Origin of the sequence: Myroides sp. A21 (genome assembly GCF_000807225.1) — a bacterium.
Classification (GTDB): domain Bacteria; phylum Bacteroidota; class Bacteroidia; order Flavobacteriales; family Flavobacteriaceae; genus Flavobacterium; species Flavobacterium odoratimimum.
The window spans coordinates 120,359-140,311 of record NZ_CP010327.1 but is presented as its reverse complement, the minus strand read 5'-3'; the positions used below and the strand labels follow the sequence as shown (position 1 = coordinate 140,311).

The following is a 19,953-nucleotide window of genomic DNA, read 5'->3' as shown; positions in this document are numbered from 1 at the left end:
AAATGTACGGAAAACACGTATAGTTTAATAAGATTAGAATTGTTTTCTTTTTACTAACCAAATTTAGTACCATAGGTAATAGGTAGGTAGATTAATAATATTTAGAAGTATGAGAGATTGTTTGCAATTATTTGTATTCTTTGAGTATGAAATTAGACTATTTATTTTAGTGGCTTTTTTCCTTGTACTAGTTATAGGGTATTGTAATGTTTTGAATAAGTTTAAAACAAAACAAAAACTTGATAAATGTATAATTGATAAGTCTTTGCTAGTTTATAGAGAAAGAGAGAGAATAGCAAAGGAGTTACATGATGGAGTATGTAGTGATCTAGTGAGTCTACTTAATTTGTTAGCGTCTTTTGAGTTGACAAAGGACCCTAAAATGCGTGATATGATTATTAAAAATCTACAGCAAGAGCTAAAGCAATGTTATGATAATGTCTTGCATATTAGCTATGGACTTTTACCTCCTTTAATATTAGATAATTCTATCAATTGTATTTTACAAAATTATGTACTTAAAGTATCCAAGTTAAATAAAATTAATGTGTCTATGAAAACAATGGAGCAAACATTTTTTTTTAGTGATTCAGTTAAATTAGAGATTTATAGAATTACTCAAGAAGTAGTTCAAAATATTATCAAGCACAGTAATGCTACAAATATTGGTGTTAGAATAGTATGGTACTCTCAGAAATTTACCTTGTTTATTTCTGATAATGGAATGAAATACAATTTTAGTTTATGTTTTACTGATCAAGAAGGGTTAGGATTAAAAAGTATGATTTTAAGAGCAAAAAAGATTAAAGCAATATTAACGCATGAATTTGTTAAAGAGCAAAATATAGTTTGTTTAAGTATTAATAGAGAAAAATATGGTTAGAATAGGTATTGTTGATGATCATACACTTTTTAGAGAAAGCTTCGAATTATTAGTTAATCAATTTGAAAATAGTAAAGTAGTATCTCAATGTTCTAATGGATTAGAGCTATTGAAAGAGTTAGAAGAAAAAGAAATTGATTTGATTTTTTTAGATCTTCAAATGCCCGTAATGGATGGTTTTCAAACAGCTTCTTTGGTATTGGCTAGATTCCCAAAAATAAAGATAATAGTACTAACTAGTTTTAGTGATTTGTATAACATTGAAAGAATGTTACAGTTAAATATTTCAGGTTATCTAACAAAGAGTATACAGCCTAGTTTATTAGAAAAAGCAATTCGAATAGTTTCTGAAGGGGGAGTTTTTTATGATGGAAACATAAAACAGATTATACATATATTTCAGCAGCATGTTTATAAAAGCGAAGTAGTTTTAACGGATAAAGAAATTGTAATTATTAAATTATTTGCTCTACAACATAGTGGAAAAGAAATAGCAGAAAAATTGAATTTAAGTTTGAGAACCATAGAAAAGTATAAAGAAAATTTGATATACAAAACTAGTGCTAGTAATTTTATAGGTGTAATTATTTATGCAATGCAAAGACATTACATATCCTTGAGTGAGTTATATCGGTAAATTTTTAAGGAGGTTATTGGTTTATATCAAATATAAAAATATCGTGAAAACACGTATTGTTTTGAATAATAGTCCTTTGTAATTTTACTTTGGTTCGAATCAATCTAAAATGAATTGATACTGAAAACTAATACCTTATGTTTTCTAGAGATATAAAGTAGCACAGCTGTTCGATTTAAAGTAACCATACAAATCGACTAAATAAAAGTAAAACCAACTAACTTAAAAAACGACCATAAACGATAACAGACACGAGGTTTGTTATTTTAATTTCACACCAAGTAAATTATGAAAAACTCAATAAAAACCCTACTTATGTCATTTGCCGTTGTTGCAATGCTAAGTATAGGTGCATTCAGTGTGAATGCTAGTAATAATGATCAAGTTGTTAAAGAAGAAACAGCAGTATTAGCCCAAGTTCCCTATACAGGAAAACTTCATTATAAAGTTGGAAATTTGTATCCTGAGGCAGGTATAACAAATCTGGAGATCTGTACTTTAGAAGGAACAAGTATTCCTTATTATGAAGATGTAGATGGTCAGAATGAGCGTATGTATGGTTGGGATTCTATTCAAGGGAGATATCTTCCTCTTTTTGAGATTACTCAATAAAAGAGTTTGATAGACATTAATAAAAAGGTAGAAGACGCTAATTGGCGTCTTCTACTATTATTTCTAAAAATCATCTAATTGATTCCATGAATAAGGATTTTTAATACCTTCTATAATCCAATTTCTATCTTGTTTGCCTTTTAAGTAATAGTCAAACCAATCATTAACACGATGATTCAGGTCTAATGTTTGTGTGGGAACATCAAAACCTCCTCCGTGATCCATATCGTTATAAAAAAGAGCAATTGTAGGCTTTTTATATCGCAGAAGTGCAATATACATTTTACGAGTATTTTCCCAATATACATTTTCATCCAGGAGTCCAGTCCAAATCAGAAGAGGTGTGTTGACATTTTGTGCATGTAAAATAGGAGAGTTATCGATATATTTTTGAGGGTTCTCCGCATAACTTTGCTTCATATTATACTGACCGTTTTCCGCCATAAACCATTCTGGGTTATACCTATAGTTACTGAATCTATAAGTAAAACCACCAATAAAATCATGTGCTCCAGCCCCACTAACAATTGCTGAAAACAGATTTGAATGGGATGCAATAAAACTGGTTTTATATCCTCCAAAAGAGTGTCCAATAAGTCCTAGTTTAGTTTTGTCAATACTTGGCTGCGCTAAAGTTACAGCTTCAACTCCTTTTGTCACACATTCAACTGCTGATAGTCCAGGTCCTTCATCAGAAACATAGGTATCAATATAGCAGATAAAATAACCATCCTCATTTAATTTAACATGGTTAAATCCCACTGAATTTAGAGGTTCTGGGCTTTTAAATGAACGATCAGAAAAAGATTTTGTTGTATTAACTATGTCATAAATGTATACAATCATTGGATACTTCTTATTTGGATTATAATCTTTAGGATAATATAGTAAAGCCTTTAGTGGAACGTCATATTTATCAGTAAAGTCAATGGTTTCATATTTATACCAGTTGTATAGCTCCTGTGGTAGGTTAGGTGGGAGGATTGTACTTTCTTTTTTGTTCTTAAGTGACTTAACTGTAGGAGGTGTTAAAAGATTCTCTTCTGTATATACGATGGTTTTAGCATCTTGACTTACTAAATCATAAATTTTTGAAGTATTGGTCAGCGATGTATTATTGGCTTTTTTTTGAAGTTCAAACCGATCTTTCTGTAAAGAATGGATGGCAGTTCCTTTTATACTTGTTGAAACAAATAGAACTGACTTAGCAGTATTAATAAAGGCATTATCATAGTTTATAAAACGAACATCATTTATTGGATTTATTATGTTTTCCAGTTTAAAATCGGAGATTTTTTTATGTTGATTTTTAGTAATATCCAAGTTCCAAAGTTCATTTTCATTTGCATAATAAATGTTTTTTGAATCTAAACTCCATGTAGGTTTAAATGAGTAGTCATTATTAATATATAGGTCTACTGTTTCTTGAGTTTGTATTGTATAAACCCCCCATTGAGCTAATTTCTCATCCATTAAGTAAAGCAAGTGCTTGGAATTTTTGGAAGGAATGAAGTCCCATTTTCCTCTAGCTGTAGTTAATAGCACTTGTTTATTTGTTGAAAGCTCTACTAATGCGTAATTTGCTCGTTTAACATTGTCGTTAAAATCGATTAAATTAAAAGGATTATACGTTAAAATGTGATTTGGGATATTTACGAATTCACAGTCGTTCTCTCTAGAACGATTAATCTGATGTACAACTTCTTCCTTGTATTTATATACAAGGGCTTTGTACTTTAGTTTATGTTTTAGATTGAATAAACTAGGTGATAGAAATTTAGAATTTCCATTCCAAATATCAAGATAATCAGAACTTTCAATTATTTGATCCGTTTTAATGTTATACTTAATAAAAATATCGTTGTTGCTATAGAATTTCAGCTCAAAACGCTCTAGTTTTTCCTTGTCAAGAGCTAATTTTTTTACCGATTGCAACTTAATATTGACAATTTTTAAATTATTATCACTAGTTAAAAAAGCAAAAACATCTTGATTGGTATTCCAGTAGAGCGATTTTAAGCTATCAGTAGCTAGGTTTATCGATTGTTTTTTAGTTGTATTTAAATCTACGATAAATAAGGTATCTTTTGTATTGGATTTGCGATAAAGAAGCGTGCTTTTGTTTGGATTTAGAGCGAACTCATCTACAGCTGTGTCCAAGAATACCACCTTATTTTTATTATTGAGGTTTCGAACTTCTAAAACTGAGTCATCAGATAAAGTTAGTAGTAGATTGTGATCTAGCTTAGCTCTGGTTTCAAAGCGTTTTATTTTCTCAAGAGAAAAAGAATTTTGCTCATCATGAAGATGTACAATTTCTATTTTATTTTGCTTTTTCCCCACAAGAATATCATTGTATAACATATGATTATTTGCGCCATTTAGCTTTGTAATATCAACTTTTTGGCCACTTTGAGTATTGACATAATCAGTTGAATTAGGCGTTTGATTAATAGGGGTTTTGTTATAAACTAATGCCCAATTCCCGTCAGGACTAATTTTAGAGGCCAATAAAATATTCCATCTAGTATCCGAAGGTATGCTGTCTTGCTGTAGGTTAGCATAAGATAGAAATGATGTGGTTACAATGCCAACTAAAGCTAGTGTTTTACTTAATTTATTCATGCTGTTATATATAAAGGTTGACAATCGTATCTCTTTGTGGATAGAATCCAATAGAATTTTGGGAAAGAGAAAGAACACTAAACAAACTGCCTTTGTGTAGTTGGAGTTTAAATTCTCCTTTTTCATCTGTTAAGTGGTAGGTTCCTGTACCAAAAGTACTGTTGTTAAAGGCAGAGCCTACGTCTACATTTTTTAATGGTTTGTGTGTCTCTTTGCTAAATATTGTACCAGAAACAGTTACAAGAGTTTCGGTATCTGTATCCTTCAGGTGTTTCTCTAAGTTAGCTTTAAGAATAGGATTGTTTTTTGTAAGCGCCTCATAGGTCTTTGGGTCTTTTTTTATTTGCACATTTAAAGTTTGACTTTCGTTGAGATTGGAATACGTATATTGGTCAATATTATTTCCATAAAGTATGTGATTAGGTATGAATACTAAAGTGTCGTTTTTTTGAATATGAATTTTGTAATATCCTTCCTTATCAATGAATACTCTTTTGTTCTCTCCATAAGCTTCTAGATTTTCATCTTTCCATACCCATTTGTTTTTTATGTTGACTGATGTTATTCCCAAAGGAATAGAATCTGTTCCTAAAAGAGTAACTCTGCCTTGAATCAGTATTGAGTCATTCTGAACCTTGTTGCTTAGCATAGGAGAGCATGCATAGAAGAGAAATAGAATAAGGATACTACTAAGAGGTAATATGATGTGTTTTATTTTAATAACCATTGTTTTGAGGATTAAGGTTTGTATTAATTAGTAATTGTTTTTCAGGAATTGGAAATAGATTGTTATAATCTTTCCAATTAGTTTTTATTTCTTTTATTTGACCTAATTGATTTAGTCGTTTTAAGGTAAAAAAGCGATGCCCATTTTCGGCAAAAAACTCTTTATACATTTCTTGTAAAAAGTTTTGCTCTAATTCTTGTTTAGCAATATTTGTATCAAGTGGTAATAGACCTCTTTTGGTTCTTATTTTATTTATTATTTGAGTTGCTTGAGAAAGTTTATTTTGGTTTAAAAGACTTTCAGCTAAAATGGAGTAGACATGTTCTATTCTAAAGAAAATAGAATTTTCATCTGTATTATTCGTTTTGTTTTTATACTTGTAAACCCCATAAAATACTTGTCCATTTACCTCTATTTCTTTAAGCCAATACTGTTTTCTTAAGTCACTAGTATCAAAACTATTTAATAGCTTGTCACTAATAACTGAAGTATTAGCAGCAATCGTTGTAAAAATATAGTTACTTGCTTCTGGTGTTATATAACTACCTTGTTCTGGGCTAATTTGCCAAATAGTACTTTTAGCATCTTTTTTGAAAGTCTTAGTTAGATCTTCTTCTATATGATATAAATTGCTATCTATTACATTTTTACTGTATAATTCAGCTAAATCATATTTTTTCTGAAGTAAATAATTTTCACTTAGAAGCAACTCTGCTACAGCTTTGTTAACGTAATATTTATCAGGACTTCTAAAGGAATACTTTAGGTACTCTATAGCTTTGAGTAAGTCTTGTTCTATATCAATTAATACTAGTTGATACGGTTTTTTAGAAATAGTCGTATTTGACTTAAAATCTGTTGAAGTTGTATAGGGAATATCCCCATAGAGTTGGACTAGATTTTGGAAGTATAACGCTCTAAGTGTATAAGCTTCTCCTAAGAGTGTTTTTTTTATCTCTTGTTCAATATATGATGATTGGCTTAATCCTTCTATAAATGCATTAATAGCATAAATATCTTGATATGCATTATTCCACCATTGAGCGGTTTCAGAACCACTTGCTTGTATAGTATTTAAAAAATAATTGTTATCTGTTGTTCCAATATGTTCAAGTTCATCCGTGTATAGACTTAATCCATGATGTAATCCTGTTGGTTTTTTGGATAAAAAAGAATTAGCTCTAATATTTGAGTATAAATAGGCGAGCGCTGATTTTGTTGTAGCAATATCTTTATAAACATCTTCTTTGTTAACCATATTGGTTGGGGAGTCTACTTCAATCATACTCTCACAAGAAGTCAAAGTACTTGCAAGTAAGAAAATAGCCATTGAGACTAAGATTGTAGCTCTTATACTGGTGTTTTTTTTGGTCGTTTTCATGATTACAGTTTTAAAAAATTAATTGCATTCCAAAGGCATAAGTACGAAGAGGAGGTAGGTATCCAAAAGTTGTAAATTCGGGGTCCATTCCTTTATAAGAAGTAATTGTCCATAAATTTTGTCCTTGCAGGTAAATTCTTAATGATTCTATATGAGCTCTTGGTATTTTTAAAATATAAGAAAGAGATACGTTTTTTAACCTTATGTATGAAGCATCACTAATGGAAGCATCACTTCGTTTAAATGGAGTTGAGAGTTTGTTAAGGGCACTGTTTTTATAACCTGCAGGCATATAGATTCCACTAGGATTCGATTGTGACCATCTGTCTATCATCTCTATAGGTTGATTAATTAGGGCTGCACCAGCAACATTGTAGTATTGATTTAAATTATAATTCTCTTGTTTTTTAAAGTAAAACAGAAAATCTAATGCTAAGTTTTTATACATAATAGTGTTTTGTATACCTCCGTAGAATTTTGGGTTTAAGTTTTTTACTAGTTGTTGATCTTGAGCATTTATAATTCCATTATTATCAAAATCTTTAAAAGTAAATTCTCCAGTATTTGAATCAATGCCTTCATATTGATAAAGTTTTACAATGTTTAATGGTTTCCCAATTACATAAAAACTACTTTGAGTGCCTTCTTCAAGACCAGGATAAGCCACTAATTTATTTTTAGGAAAAGAGATATTAAAATTTGTAGACCATTTCCACTCACTAGTATTAATATTAGTAGTGTTAAGTGTAAATTCCCATCCTGTATTTTCAACCACCGCAGGGGAATTAGTTAAAATAGTAGAGAATCCTGTAGTTGTTGGAAGTGTCATTCCTACTAGTTGGTCAGTAGAACGATTGTTATAATAAGCAACAGATGTGTTTATTCTATTTTGCAAGAAACTAAGTTCTAATGCTGTCTCAAGTTTGGTAGTCTTTTCCCATTTATAATTTGTGTTGTGTAAAGCAGTAGGATATAACCCCGTTTCTCCATTATATTGAGGTGCAAATACGGTATAAGAATCCAAATAAGCATAATCTCCAATATTATCACTACCTGTAATTCCATAACTAGCGCGAATCTTTCCAAAAGAAAGCCAAGATATATCTTTAAGAAACGATTCTTCTGAAAAAATCCAAGCAGCCCCAATTGCCCCAAAATTACCAAAACGGTTGTTTTCTGCGAAACGAGAAGAACCGTCTCTTCTTGCTGTTAAGTTTAAAAAGTATTTACTATCATATTGATAGTTGATACGCGAGAATATTGCTGCATATTTATATTGTGAATCAGATGATATTCCAATGTATTTGTCTTTAGCAGCACTTATATTTCTTATTAAGGCATTGGAAGAAAAGTTTCTACCAGTAATATTTAGGTTATCTGATTCGGTGGATTGTAATGTTGAACCCACTAAGATTTCAAAAGAGTGTTTATTCCAACTCTTTTTGAAGTTTAGTTGAGGTTCTATGATATAGGTTTGGGATTGATTTGTAGCCTTTGAGGACTCAGACATTTCACTAGTATATCCATCACTAGGGTTGAAAACAGTATGAGGAATGATGTTTCTCTCTTCAAGATTATTCGTTGTTAGTCCAGTATTTACTTTAAGATCAAGATTTTTAAAGATATTATATGAAAGATTCATATTCAGAATTAACGAGTTAGTGCTGTTTTCATATGCTCCTTCTAATTGAGCTAATGGATTAGTGAAAGTTCCCCCTTGCCAATTAAGATTTCCATATTGATCATATAAGGCAGGTGCATTGGGAGCTAAGGTCAATGCTTGTCTTGTTAGATCCATTGTCGGTAGATTATTGCTCTGGTTAGAATAGGATGTAGAAAAGTTAAGCTGTAATTTATTGTCTTTACTTTGGTGATTAAGTCCTATTAAAACAGAGTTTCTTTTATATCCTTTATCAATAGGAAATACTGTATTGGAATTGTTATGAGCTAGATTAACATTAAAATGGGTTTGATTACTACCTCCATTTATTCCTAGAGAAATATCTTGGGCTATTGCTGTTTTTCCAATTAATTCTTTTTGCCAATTGGTATAGCGATTTCTATCCCAAGCACCGTTTAGATCATATGCATTTGCAGGAAGATCAGTAATACCACTATTAGTAAAGGCTTCTTCGCGCATCTGTACATATTGCTCAGTATTCATTAGTTCTAATAATTTTGGAACTTTGCTAAAACTAGTTGCAGAGGATACAGTGAAGCTTGTTTTTTCTGATTTTCCTTTTTTAGTTGTTATTAAGACAACCCCGTTAGCTCCACGTGAACCATAGATAGCTGTTGCATCTGCATCTTTTAAAACTTCAATACTTTCTATATCATTTGGATTTATAGCATTAAGCGGTGACATACCACTTTGCAAGATTTCAATACCAATATTACCACTTGATAAGCCAAGAGCATTTGAAAGAAACGGTACACCATCAATGATATAGAGTGGATTATTTCGTCCAGACAATTTGTCTCCCATGAAATTTGTTCCACGTATTTCTATATCCATATTACCACCAGCAATTCCGCTACTTTGTGTGATATCCACCCCAGTCATTCTACCTTGTACTGCTTGTAAAGGATTAGTTACTGGCTGGAACTCGATCTCTTTAGCAGTTACTCGAGCAATACTTCCAGTTCGCTCACGATCTTTAACGCTATAATACCCTGCATTGACTACTATCTCGTCAAGGGTATTATTATCCTCACTAAGTGTAATATTAAGTACACTTCCTCCAGAGTACACAATTGATTGATCTTTATAACCAATCATTGAAAAGGTTATCTTATCACCAGAGGTAATATAGGTGGTGTATTTTCCATCTACATCTGTTGTAACTACTTTGCTTCCAACAGTCACTATAACACCTCCAAGAGTACCAAAGGAATCTTTTACTGTTCCTGAGAGTTTTATAGTTGGTTTTTGTTTTGTATCTTGCTGCAAATCAGATACACTAAAAAACAAATGTTTATCATTTGATACGGCATAGATTGGACTGCTAGTTAAACTAATTAAAAATATTAGCGGTATAGCCTTCCTAGAACCAAAAAAGGTTAAAAATTGAGTTTTCATAATGTTTATAATTGATTTTGATATAAATGCTTTTAAATCATTAAGATTCTTATTGCCGTAGTACTAAAACAAGCCTTATATCAAAAGGTTAGTTAATTGGTAATATTTAATTCATATATATTTTTATAAAAACTATCCCCAAGCTCTAAAGCACGTCTCCCAAAATGCAAACTAGAGCAAAGGGATAGTCATGGACTTATAGCACGACTTAAAATCCCTTTAAGCCATCCTATTTTTTTGTTTTGTTTAAAATGCTCACTAAGGACTAAGCCTACATTAACCAACCTAGGCTAAAGCCTTTTAGCAAGCGGTTTTTCTCCATAATTAATAGTTTTACAAGTGATTAATAGATTATTAAATAAACAGTTAGGAGAGACTTATTTCATAGCGTTTTCCTTACTAACTAATCCATATTGCCTTTTAGTCGAATGGATGAACGAACTATTTTATGTGTGAATTAAAGGCAATAGTTATCCTGTACGCATCTAAAAACTGTTTTTAGACCTAGCGCAAAATGTGTTATAACTCTAACTAAATAGATAATAGGGTAGCCATCTAACATTAAAGAGTTAATGTCAAATCAATCTACATCGATAAGATTTAGTTAAACTAAAGTTTAATCATAGGCTAAATGTGAGTTTAGTTACTACTTGTTTGTTGTTTAATAAAATGTAATAATTGAAAAAAATCTCGAATAGAATCATTCGATAAGTCCATTAAGGATAGATAAGGTATTGCAAGCATTCATTAATTAATACAATGAACACTAAACAAATCCACCTTTGTTTTAAACCTCTATATACCTAATTGGGAGACGGTATGAACAAGAGGTATGTAGTATGTTTAATATAAAGCGAAACTTAAGTATTTCAATAAAGTGAGAAGCAAATAACAAACCTATATCAAAATAAGTTGGCATGGGTACTCACAATATCCGCATTAGGGGTACTGGCATACCATGCAACGAATAAGTGAGCCCATGCCTAGGTCATGGGCTAAGATACTTATTTTCTCGTTGCTAAAATGAAAAGTGCCAGTTTTCTAATGCGAGAAATAAATAAGCTTTAGCTTATATTTTGTATGTCATCAAGACTATAATTATATCTTTTTAGAATATAGATATAAGCAAATATAGTAAAAAAAACTAATGGAACGATATATAGTTCCATTAGTTTTTTTTATAAATGAGACTTTTATAAAAAGTTTTGAAATGACGGAAAAAGAGAAGCTTGGGGAAGGAATCAGAAAGATTAGAGAAAAGGTAGAAAGTTCTGATTATAATAAAGATTATATTTCCCAACAAGAGTTAGCTGATAAAAGCTTAGATCTTACAAAAAATTATATAGGTCTTTTAGAACGTGGGTTATCAAATCCAACCTTGGATAAACTGATTATTCTAGCAAAAGGATTAGAAATAAAAAAGTTTAGTATATTCGATATAGAAATTGATGTTGATAAGTACATTTCTGAATGGCAATCTGTTGAGGAGGAGAAGTTATTAAAGAAGAAATAGAATGTTTTTTTATTTCTTCTTTAATAATTTTTGAAAAATGTGATGAAGATATTATCATTAATAAAAAAAATAATAATTAAATTTTTGTATTAACGATAATATTAGTTGTAGATAATGTCACAATAGTTTTGTGTTCGACTCTTTGATTATCGTAATAGATAATATTTAACGTTTCATTATTTAGCTCTATAGGAATATATTCTGAAAGAAGTATATTAGCTTCTTTTGAAGTACCTTCAAATTCTTTTGTAAAAATGGCTTCAATTGTAATACTATGAAACGGCTTTATGTGGTTTACTCTACCCAAATCTTGTAAGTGAGACAGTAAATTAGAGGTGTCTATTACCTTAACATTATAGCAAGGTGTTTCAGAATTATTATGTAATGTTATATTAAATTTCCATGTTAAAGTCCAATATTTATAAAAATCAGTATTAGCATCAAAAGGTTCGTCATAATAAATAAAATTTTTAGGACTAAAGCCATTTGACATTCTTGATTTAAAATCATAAATCAAATCAGCTTCAATAAATGGAACTATATTAGAAGATGTTGTAGAACCAGTCAATGCACTATAAATAGCTGCTTCTGTTGAATTTTTCCAATTTAATAAAACATCGACAGTGTAATTAATAGGATCTCTATCTATTAGAGTAGAACAGTTTACACATAACCAAATTGCATTATTTATATCTTTTCTAGAGCTACTATCCATACTCTCATCATACCTAGGGCCTCCAGGGGCAGCAGCTGTTATGTGAGCAGCTACACCAATACTAGTTACTTTATTGGGAGCTTCATTTGGTCCACTTGTAATTCTCTTACAATCAGGATTACTACATGTTAGTCCAACTCTTTTTGATAGTATGTCTTTTGTTTTTGAAGTAAAATCATCTCTATTTGTCATAGAATAATGGTTTATATTTATTAAATCTAAGGTATTAAAAGAATATTCTTTTTAACAAAGGTAGGAATATTAATTATTGTTTTTATTTTACAACTACCCATTGGCAGAGCTTGGCAGATTTATTCTCCCAAGCTTTGTTGCTTTGTAATGTTAGCTAACAAATTTAATTAACCCATTAAATTCTAACATTATGAATATAGATCGCACAGAATTCCTTTTATGGATGGAGCGTATTATAACACGCTTTGATCATTTGTCAGAACATATCAAAGACCTCCCTATAAAAACTCAAACTATAGATGGAGAAGAGCTTTTAGACAGTCAAGATGTAATGGCACTTTTTAAAATAAGCCCACGTTCCTTACAACGTTACCGCTCAGACGGCAAACTCCCTTATTATACCATTAGTGGTAAACTTTATTACAAACGCTCCGATGTCAATCAGTTTATCAGAGAATGTTTTAAACATCCTGTACGCAAGAAGTAAATAGCAGCTAAAAGCCAAGAATGACCTTTAAAGCATACTATTTACTGAGCAGACTCTCTTGGCTTTAGTTTTAAGTTTTTAATCATTTAAAACTATGTATTATGAGTACAGAAGACACACAAAGACAAGTAGAGCACGATGTGCTTCTTGTCAATGACAAAACAAAAAACAAGATTCAGGTGGTAAAGGGATTAGATAAAGATGGTAAACTTGAAACAGTGCCGGCTACTAAAAAGAATCAAAATCAATTTTTAAAAGTTGATCGCAACGGAGATTTCTTTTCAAACTTCTTTTCTAATTTTTTCAGCCAACTTAAAAATCCAACGCAGTTTACCTTCTTTAGAGTTCCAGAACTATTGACCATCAAGATGGCCAATCAAATGCAAAAGGAACTCAATCAATCAGGGCCTACTCATGAGCTGTTTTTAAAGCACCAAATAACAGAAGTAGGTAACGAGTCAAAAAAAGAAAACAAAGTAGCTGAACCTACAAAAGAGCAGGAGCAGTATAATTCTAACAAGTTTGATATTAAAGACGTTGATTGGGACTCTTTATCAAGACTTGGTCTTTCACAAGAGAAGCTTCAAGAAATGGATTTATTAGAACCATTATTACAAGGTTATAAAACCAAAGATTTAGTGGCTGTAAATCTTGATTTAGGTTCAGCGGTTTTTTCTTTGGATGCAAGACTTTCACTACAGAAAAACGAAGAAGGTAAAGTGGTAATGGCACTAGAAGGAGTAAAGAAATACCCCAATTTAAATGTACCACTTTATGGGCACGATTTTTCAAAGCAGGATAAACACAACCTTTTAAAAACGGGTAATATGGGTAGGGTAGTGGATCTTGTCCATCCAACTACTAAGGAGATGATTCCATCAGTTGTAAGCGTGGATAGACTAACTAATAACCTTGTGGTAACAAGAGTTGAAAAGATGCAGTTACCACAAGAGGTAAAAGGCATTGTACTTAGTGAACAGCAGCTACAAACTTTAAAAGAAGGTAAGCCGCTTCTTGTAGAAGGGATGACCTCGGCTAAAGGGAATCTTTTTAATGCTGAGATTCAGTTTAACGCAGCTAAAGGCCATATTGAGTTCTTGTTTGACAATACCAATAAACAAAGTCAGAATAACTCGCAAAACCAATCACAACTATCTGATGATTTAAAAACCTTTAGAGGGAAAGAACTTACTGAAAAACAGCAAAGCGATTTACTAGAAGGTAAACCTATTTATATTAAAGATTTGTTGGATAAAAGAGGAAATCCGTATCAAGGGTATGTAACGTATAACAAAGAAACCAAGCAGAGGGACTTCTCGTTTCAAAATCCAAATAAAGAACAGCAGTCAAAGGCGCAATCACAGTCAGAAAAACAAGCGGATGAGCCTAAAAAATCAAAAGGACGTAAAATGTAAAGCTAAAGACTATGATTGTAATTCTTGCAGAAAAACCAAGTGTAGCTAGGGAGATAGCTATGCTTGTTGGAGCTAAAACAAAAAAGGATGGCTACATAGAAGGAAATGGATACTGCGTTACTTGGGCTATTGGACATTTAGTTTCTTTGGCTATGCCAGAGGATTATGGATTTCAAGGTTTTAAAAGAGAGGCTTTGCCTATTTTACCAAGGTCATATTTGTTACTTCCAAGAAAGATCAAAAAAGCAAACAAATACACTTCTGATCCAGGAGCTTTAAAACAGCTTAAAGTCATTGATAAACTCTTTAAAGATTGTTCTGAGATTATTGTAGCCACTGATGCAGGTAGGGAAGGAGAGCTCATATTTCGCTACATCTACCAGTATCTAAACTGCAATAAGCCATTTAAAAGACTTTGGATAAGCTCACTAACTGAAAAAGCCATTAAAGATGGACTTCAAAACCTTAAAGAAGGATGCGAATTTGATGGACTTTTCAGGGCAGGTCACAGTAGAAGGAGAGCGGATTGGCTTGTTGGTATAAACGCTTCACAGGCGCTTACTGTTTCAATGAATGATTCGGTGTATTCACTTGGGAGAGTACAAACTCCAACGCTCAGTTTAATATGTAAACGGTATTTAGAGAACACTTCTTTTAAAAAGAAGCTGTACTATCAAATTGAACTTCAACACTTAAAAGATGATTTACTCTTTAAATCACTCTCAACTGATAAATGGGAAGATAAACAAAAGGCAGAACAAGCTTTAAAACTCATTGACAAACAAAGTGAGGTTAAAATACAGAAAGTAGAAACCAAAACAATAAGAGAAGAGTCTCCACTTCTTTTTGATTTAACCTCACTTCAAAAAAGAGCCAATGAGCTGTTTGGTTTTTCAGCCGATGAGACGCTCAGTATTGCTCAAAGTTTGTATGAAAAGAAGTTTACTACCTATCCAAGAACATCAAGTAAGTATATTCCAGAGGATTTATGGGCTGAGGTTCCTAATTTACTAAAGGTACTTTCAGATGATAGTAGATATAGTAACCTGCTCCTAAAACTAAAGATGACAAGGCTTAATAAGAAGATAGTAAATGATGTAAAAGTAACGGATCACCATGCACTATTAACTACAGACAGACTTCCTTCAGCTATTAATGCTAAAGAAGAGAGTATTTACCATCTAATTGCTCAAAGAGTATGGGAAGCGGTGTTTGAACCTTGTGTAAAAAAGCAAACAGAGGTAACCTTAAATGTTTTGGATTATGAGTTTAGTTTTAAAACGTTTTCAATTATAGAGCTTGGGTGGAGAGAGGTAAGAAAGGAGTTACCTACCAATGATGAGGTAATTGTAGATTTACCTGAGTTAAAGCAAGGAGATAACTTAAAGATAAAAGAAGCTAAAACCCTTGAAAAATCAACAAGACCAAAAGCATTGTATACAGAAAGCACACTGCTTTCTGCTATGGAAAACGCTTCTAAAGAGGTTGAGGATAAATCACTTCAGAGCGTTATTAAAGACGTTGGAATTGGAACAGCAGCAACAAGAGCTTCTATTATTGAAACGCTTTTAAAAAGGGATTACATCATAAGAAAATCGAAATCCCTTGTTCCAACAGAAAAAGGACTCAAAGTGTATGAAATAGTCAAGGATAAACTTATCTCCGATGTACTTCTAACAGCTAAATGGGAATCTGGTTTTAAAGAAATAGAAGAGAATAAAACCGATATGGAAGACTTTCATAGGCAGATAGAGGATTATACCACAGAGATTACTAATGAGCTTCTATCCATCAGATCAAACAGTGAAACAGATCATTTATTTTGTCCCAAGTGTAAACAGCATACACTTCAACTAAGAGAAAAGGTTGTCAAATGTTTAGATACAGATTGCAATTGGATTTTGTTTAGAATCATTTGCGGAATTAAACTCTCGGTAGATGATGTAACAGATTTGATAGAAAACGGTAGAACCAAACTGTTAAAAGGATTGATAAGCAAAGCAGGGAAGGGTTTTGATGCTTACATCATCTTAAAAGAAGATTGTACAACAGGCTTTGAGTTTAATAATAAGTAACCAAAGAAAAAGAAGTTATCTGACACTAGATAACTTCTTTTGTTATATATATTAATCAAATAATCAATTATTTCTAAATACATGACCATTTTCATAGGTATAATCACTCATAAAAAGATCTCTAGCAAAGCTTTCATAATCAAAGTAAGTTTTAGCAAAATCAGATAAATCATAGCATTCATCAATGATTTGATAAGCGAAATCATCTTCACCATCATAATGTCCTTGATAATCATCTTCAAATGATTCAAATAATGAGTCTATATCATCAGATGCAATATCGTGATTACCTATACTTACCCAAGTTGAAAAAGCTTCTAAGGTTTTATAATCTAAATCTGATACTTTTTCAATGATTGAAAAGATATTTTCTGAAAGACTACTTTCTGAGATTAACTCAGATGGAATATTTTCCCAATCTTGAAACATAAACTTTGGATCTGTTTCATCAGCGTGTAGTTCTAAGCAGAACTCATAAAACTCTTCAATAGAACTAAAGTTACTAAGCTCTATCCATTCTCCTTTAATTGAACCATTGTTATACTTAGCATAAGTACCAACATAAACTTTTGAGTGCATTAAATTTTCCATGATAAATAGTATTATGACCTTAGGGTCTGGTTAATTTCATGGCATTTGAGTTTTGATTTTTAGGTTAGGCAAGTCTTACAAAATAAATACGCTCAAAACTTGAGGAAGATTTATTGCAGTAATCCAAAGGACATGAACTTGTAAGGGCTAAAAAGCTAAAAAACTTTGCCTATTGAAATACCAGTGCTAAGTCATTGACTAATACTGTCTAAATTTTAATACTTCTTATGTTTGTAGTTAATTTTAAAATTTAAATAATGAATAAAGGATTGTTGTTTCAGAAGTATAGGGAGTGTTATGTTAAAGCTAGATCAAGGAATACTGTATTAACTGATTTAGAAATAAAGAAAAAAACGCTCCATTTTATAGGAGGAGGAGTCATAGGGATAATTTTAGGTATTCTAATAGTAATACTTTTCTTTCCTAGTTATTTATGGTCATTCCAATTTTTAATGTTTGTTATTAGTTTATTTTCTTCAGTTTATATTTCTCTCTGTATGTTTGATGTATTGAAAGCAATTAAGGTATTTCGAGATAGTAAAATGGAGAATTTGAAAAATATCCTAAAAGGAGATTGGAGAACTCAAGGTATGAAGAAAGATGAACAGGTAAACTTTAAGAATAACTTAATTGAGAAAGAGATTTTGAAAAAAGATAATGAAGAGAATAATATTATTATACTTGAAGCTGATTTAAAACATCTTTTGTCTCTTATTGATAGGAAAAAATCTGATTTTAAAGATACTATTAGCTCAAATAGTAAAATTTTAGTTTTTTTCATGGGAGGTATTTGGACTTTGTATATAAAAGATGTAGGTGGTAATACTTCGTTATTAAACATAGCTTTCTTAGGCCTTACTCTTTTTGTTGCAGTGTATTTCTTTAAATGGTATATTAATAAAATAGTTTTAGATGAAGCACGCGAATGTTTAGTTATTTGCGATGAACTGACTGAAATTAAAAATGATATTATAAGAAAAGAGAACTAAATTAAAAAGAAGGCGTCATAAGACGCCTTCATCTGCAAAAGAGTAATAACTCTCAGAAGTTATTATTAAATGATCTAAAAGAGCAATATCAAGTATTTGACTTGCTTGTTTAATCTTTTGTGTGATTTGCCTATCTGCATCACTTGGTTGTAATTTCCCTGAAGGGTGATTATGTACTAAGATAAAAGCAGTTGCTTTTGCTTTTAATAAAGCAGCAAATATCAATCTAAGATCAACGATTGTTCCAGTAATACCACCTGATGATATCTCAAGTACACCAAGTACTCTATTATTGTTTGAAAGCATAAGTACTTTAAATTGCTCTAATAGTTCAATTTTATTCTCATCCCATGCTTTTAAAGCTACTTCAAAAGCGGAGTAAGAAGAGTCAATTCTTGGTCTTTCAGATGCTTTAACTTTAGATTTGTAGATTAGTTTTATCTCTGATGCCACTAACCAATTGCTGTGTAAAACTGCATTTTCCATACTATTATATTTTTAAATTAATTATGGAGCAGCTACAGGTAATGCTTAAGCAAGATCAAAAAGCAACGCAATAAAGCGAAGACAAGATCAAGCATTTATGGGGGAATTTTTTGAAAGCGAATAGCTAAGCATTGCCTAGCTTAGTGAGATAATTGGTGAAAAATATATCGTATTAGGAATGAATTGTTTATTATTGTTAGTGAAAAAATAGGGGAGTAGTGGAAAGTATATCTCTACGCTGTAAAGCAAAGAGTATAGCTATTTGGTTTTAAATCACTTAAATAGAATCTTAGTTTGATGAAAAAAATAGTTGTTTTAGTTTTATTAGTAGTGTTTTCTATTTCTTGTAAGAAAGAGAGTTCACAGAGAAAAGCACAGGATGTGTCTTATACAGATTCACTGACATTGGCTATTAGTAAAATCTACAAGCAAAGTGATTTTAATGGATTTGCCGTTTCTATTGTCAATGATAAGGGGACTTTGTATCAGAAAGGGTTTGGATATGCTGATATTGAAAATGAGATTCCTTATACAGATAAAACCATTCAAAATATAGCTTCGGTCTCTAAAGTGTTTGTTGGAGTTGCGTTGTTAAAAGCTCAAGAATTAGGGAAACTAAAATTAGATGATCCAATTAATAACTACTTACCGTTTAAAGTAGTCAACCCTTCTTATCCTGACAAGGAAATAACAATTCGACATTTAGCAACTCATACCTCAGGTATTGTAGATAATGAATTTTATTTAAGTAAGAACTACATTTTAAAAGAAGAAATGTCTACTGAAAAGGCAAACTTAGGCTTTGATGATATGCAAACCTTTAACCCTGTTGATTCTATTATTTCAATAGAAGAGTTTTTACAAAATGTACTTGTACAAGGAGGTAAATGGAATACAAAAGATTCTTATTCTAAATATAAACCAGGAGCCATGTATGAGTATTCTAATATTGGTACAACATTAGCTGCTTTTGTTTTAGAAAAAGCAACAGGGGAGCGATTTGATACATTTACTGAGAAATATATTTTAGAACCTTTAAAAATGAAGGATTCTGGATGGAGTTTTCAAAATGTGAAGTTTGAGAATTATTCTAAACTGTATGCTGATAAGAAAACAGTATTACCTTTTTACCATATCATTACTTATCCAGATGGAGGTTTTATTACATCTATTAGCGATTTGAGTTTATTTCTAACAGAATTAATAAAAGGATACAATCAAAAAGGCACAATACTAAATAAGGAGAGTTATAAAGAGTTCTTTCGCCCACATTTAAAAGAAGCTAATTTTTTAGAAAGAGATGAAAATAACCCCTACAATGAAAGTTACAATGTAGGAGTGTTTATTGGTTTTGGGTTCTCAGGCTATATTGGTCATACTGGCGGAGATCCGGGAGTAGCTTCCGTTATGTTCTTTGATCCAAAGAATAATACGGGACGTATTTTGATTTTGAACACTTCTTTTTCAGGACAAAAGGGAAGCCAAGACTTCTATGGAATATGGGATGTGTTAGAAAAGTATCAAGATAAGTTAGATAACTAATTTT

The 19,953-nt window shown here is 31.3% G+C and carries 16 protein-coding genes; 9 read left to right on the top strand and 7 right to left on the bottom strand.

Annotated elements, in window-relative coordinates:
* Positions 1–109 precede the first annotated feature (109 nt).
* The 3 genes from MYRA21_RS00675 to MYRA21_RS00665 all read left to right on the top strand — a co-directional run bounded on the left by MYRA21_RS00675 (position 110) and on the right by MYRA21_RS00665 (position 2,132).
* Positions 110–883 carry a sensor histidine kinase gene (locus tag MYRA21_RS00675; RefSeq protein WP_039328238.1) on the top strand — a complete coding sequence of 258 codons (774 nt, stop codon included), beginning with the start codon at positions 110–112 and terminating at the stop codon, positions 881–883.
* Positions 876–1,520 (top strand): response regulator transcription factor, encoded by a 645-nt coding sequence (locus MYRA21_RS00670; RefSeq protein ID WP_039328237.1) that lies wholly within the window; start codon positions 876–878, stop codon positions 1,518–1,520. The genes MYRA21_RS00675 and MYRA21_RS00670 overlap by 8 nt, the downstream gene beginning before the upstream one ends.
* A 315-nt stretch (positions 1,521–1,835) precedes the next feature.
* On the top strand, positions 1,836–2,132 hold the full coding sequence (locus tag MYRA21_RS00665; protein WP_235280019.1) for a hypothetical protein: 297 nt from the start codon (positions 1,836–1,838) through the stop codon (positions 2,130–2,132).
* Between the two features lie 63 nt (positions 2,133–2,195).
* Here the strand turns inward: MYRA21_RS00665 and MYRA21_RS00660 are convergent, their stop codons facing one another.
* From MYRA21_RS00660 to MYRA21_RS00645, 4 genes are read right to left on the bottom strand one after another with little or no spacing between them, the layout of a single operon-like run.
* Entirely contained in the window at positions 2,196–4,757 is a 2,562-nt protein-coding gene (locus MYRA21_RS00660) for a S9 family peptidase (RefSeq protein WP_039328232.1), read from the bottom strand.
* A 4-nt stretch (positions 4,758–4,761) separates the two neighbouring features.
* The gene (locus tag MYRA21_RS00655) at positions 4,762–5,484 is read right to left on the bottom strand and encodes a hypothetical protein (protein ID WP_039328231.1); all 723 of its coding nucleotides are present in this window, start codon (positions 5,482–5,484) and stop codon (positions 4,762–4,764) included.
* Positions 5,474–6,865, bottom strand: a complete 1,392-nt coding sequence (locus MYRA21_RS00650) for a RagB/SusD family nutrient uptake outer membrane protein (protein WP_052237528.1) — start codon at positions 6,863–6,865, stop codon at positions 5,474–5,476. The genes MYRA21_RS00655 and MYRA21_RS00650 overlap by 11 nt, the downstream gene beginning before the upstream one ends.
* Positions 6,866–6,875: 10 nt before the next feature.
* A complete protein-coding gene (locus tag MYRA21_RS00645; protein WP_039328228.1) occupies positions 6,876–9,944 on the bottom strand; it encodes a TonB-dependent receptor in 3,069 nt (1,022 codons plus the stop codon).
* Positions 9,945–11,091: 1,147 nt separating this feature from the next.
* Here MYRA21_RS00645 and MYRA21_RS00640 point away from each other — a divergent pair.
* Entirely contained in the window at positions 11,092–11,457 is a 366-nt protein-coding gene (locus MYRA21_RS00640; RefSeq protein ID WP_235280017.1) for a helix-turn-helix domain-containing protein, read from the top strand.
* 76 nt (positions 11,458–11,533) lie between these two features.
* Here the strand turns inward: MYRA21_RS00640 and MYRA21_RS18650 are convergent, their stop codons facing one another.
* The gene (locus tag MYRA21_RS18650) at positions 11,534–12,364 is read right to left on the bottom strand and encodes a hypothetical protein (protein ID WP_052237527.1); all 831 of its coding nucleotides are present in this window, start codon (positions 12,362–12,364) and stop codon (positions 11,534–11,536) included.
* 190 nt (positions 12,365–12,554) lie between these two features.
* Between MYRA21_RS18650 and MYRA21_RS00630 the strand changes: the two genes are divergently transcribed.
* From MYRA21_RS00630 to MYRA21_RS00620, 3 genes are all read left to right on the top strand, one after another.
* Positions 12,555–12,851, top strand: a complete 297-nt coding sequence (locus tag MYRA21_RS00630) for a helix-turn-helix domain-containing protein (RefSeq protein WP_039328223.1) — start codon at positions 12,555–12,557, stop codon at positions 12,849–12,851.
* 101 nt (positions 12,852–12,952) lie between these two features.
* Entirely contained in the window at positions 12,953–14,266 is a 1,314-nt protein-coding gene (locus MYRA21_RS00625) for a DUF3945 domain-containing protein (protein ID WP_039328220.1), read from the top strand.
* Positions 14,267–14,277: 11 nt separating this feature from the next.
* Entirely contained in the window at positions 14,278–16,341 is a 2,064-nt protein-coding gene (locus MYRA21_RS00620; RefSeq protein ID WP_039328218.1) for a type IA DNA topoisomerase, read from the top strand.
* A 63-nt stretch (positions 16,342–16,404) separates the two neighbouring features.
* Here the strand turns inward: MYRA21_RS00620 and MYRA21_RS00615 are convergent, their stop codons facing one another.
* Entirely contained in the window at positions 16,405–16,932 is a 528-nt protein-coding gene (locus MYRA21_RS00615; RefSeq protein WP_039328215.1) for an antirestriction protein ArdA, read from the bottom strand.
* Positions 16,933–17,189: 257 nt separating this feature from the next.
* On the opposite strand from MYRA21_RS00615, the gene MYRA21_RS00610 reads away from it, so the two are divergent.
* Positions 17,190–17,921 carry a hypothetical protein gene (locus MYRA21_RS00610; protein WP_235280015.1) on the top strand — a complete coding sequence of 244 codons (732 nt, stop codon included), beginning with the start codon at positions 17,190–17,192 and terminating at the stop codon, positions 17,919–17,921.
* Positions 17,922–17,936: 15 nt separating this feature from the next.
* On the opposite strand, the gene MYRA21_RS00605 is transcribed toward MYRA21_RS00610, so the two are convergent.
* Positions 17,937–18,407 (bottom strand): RadC family protein, encoded by a 471-nt coding sequence (locus tag MYRA21_RS00605; protein WP_039328213.1) that lies wholly within the window; start codon positions 18,405–18,407, stop codon positions 17,937–17,939.
* A gap of 297 nt (positions 18,408–18,704) precedes the next feature.
* Here MYRA21_RS00605 and MYRA21_RS00600 point away from each other — a divergent pair, with 297 nt between their 5' ends.
* Positions 18,705–19,949, top strand: coding sequence for a serine hydrolase (locus MYRA21_RS00600; RefSeq protein WP_039328210.1), 1,245 nt, complete (start codon positions 18,705–18,707; stop codon positions 19,947–19,949).
* The last annotated feature ends 4 nt before the right edge of the window (positions 19,950–19,953 follow it).

Bases quoted from the DNA above. Each gene is read 5' to 3' on its own strand.
- MYRA21_RS00600 (WP_039328210.1), top strand. From the start codon at position 18,705: ATGAAAAAAATAGTTGTTTTAGTTTTATTAGTAGTGTTTTCTATTTCT.
- MYRA21_RS18650 (WP_052237527.1), bottom strand. From the start codon at position 12,364: ATGACAAATAGAGATGATTTTACTTCAAAAACAAAAGACATACTATCA.
- MYRA21_RS00610 (WP_235280015.1), top strand. From the start codon at position 17,190: ATGAATAAAGGATTGTTGTTTCAGAAGTATAGGGAGTGTTATGTTAAA.
- MYRA21_RS00655 (WP_039328231.1), bottom strand. From the start codon at position 5,484: ATGGTTATTAAAATAAAACACATCATATTACCTCTTAGTAGTATCCTT.
- MYRA21_RS00660 (WP_039328232.1), bottom strand. From the start codon at position 4,757: ATGAATAAATTAAGTAAAACACTAGCTTTAGTTGGCATTGTAACCACA.
- MYRA21_RS00615 (WP_039328215.1), bottom strand. From the start codon at position 16,932: ATGGAAAATTTAATGCACTCAAAAGTTTATGTTGGTACTTATGCTAAG.
- MYRA21_RS00670 (WP_039328237.1), top strand. From the start codon at position 876: ATGGTTAGAATAGGTATTGTTGATGATCATACACTTTTTAGAGAAAGC.
- MYRA21_RS00630 (WP_039328223.1), top strand. From the start codon at position 12,555: ATGAATATAGATCGCACAGAATTCCTTTTATGGATGGAGCGTATTATA.
- MYRA21_RS00605 (WP_039328213.1), bottom strand. From the start codon at position 18,407: ATGGAAAATGCAGTTTTACACAGCAATTGGTTAGTGGCATCAGAGATA.
- MYRA21_RS00645 (WP_039328228.1), bottom strand. From the start codon at position 9,944: ATGAAAACTCAATTTTTAACCTTTTTTGGTTCTAGGAAGGCTATACCG.
- MYRA21_RS00625 (WP_039328220.1), top strand. From the start codon at position 12,953: ATGAGTACAGAAGACACACAAAGACAAGTAGAGCACGATGTGCTTCTT.
- MYRA21_RS00675 (WP_039328238.1), top strand. From the start codon at position 110: ATGAGAGATTGTTTGCAATTATTTGTATTCTTTGAGTATGAAATTAGA.
- MYRA21_RS00640 (WP_235280017.1), top strand. From the start codon at position 11,092: ATGGAACGATATATAGTTCCATTAGTTTTTTTTATAAATGAGACTTTT.
- MYRA21_RS00665 (WP_235280019.1), top strand. From the start codon at position 1,836: ATGTCATTTGCCGTTGTTGCAATGCTAAGTATAGGTGCATTCAGTGTG.
- MYRA21_RS00620 (WP_039328218.1), top strand. From the start codon at position 14,278: ATGATTGTAATTCTTGCAGAAAAACCAAGTGTAGCTAGGGAGATAGCT.
- MYRA21_RS00650 (WP_052237528.1), bottom strand. From the start codon at position 6,865: ATGAAAACGACCAAAAAAAACACCAGTATAAGAGCTACAATCTTAGTC.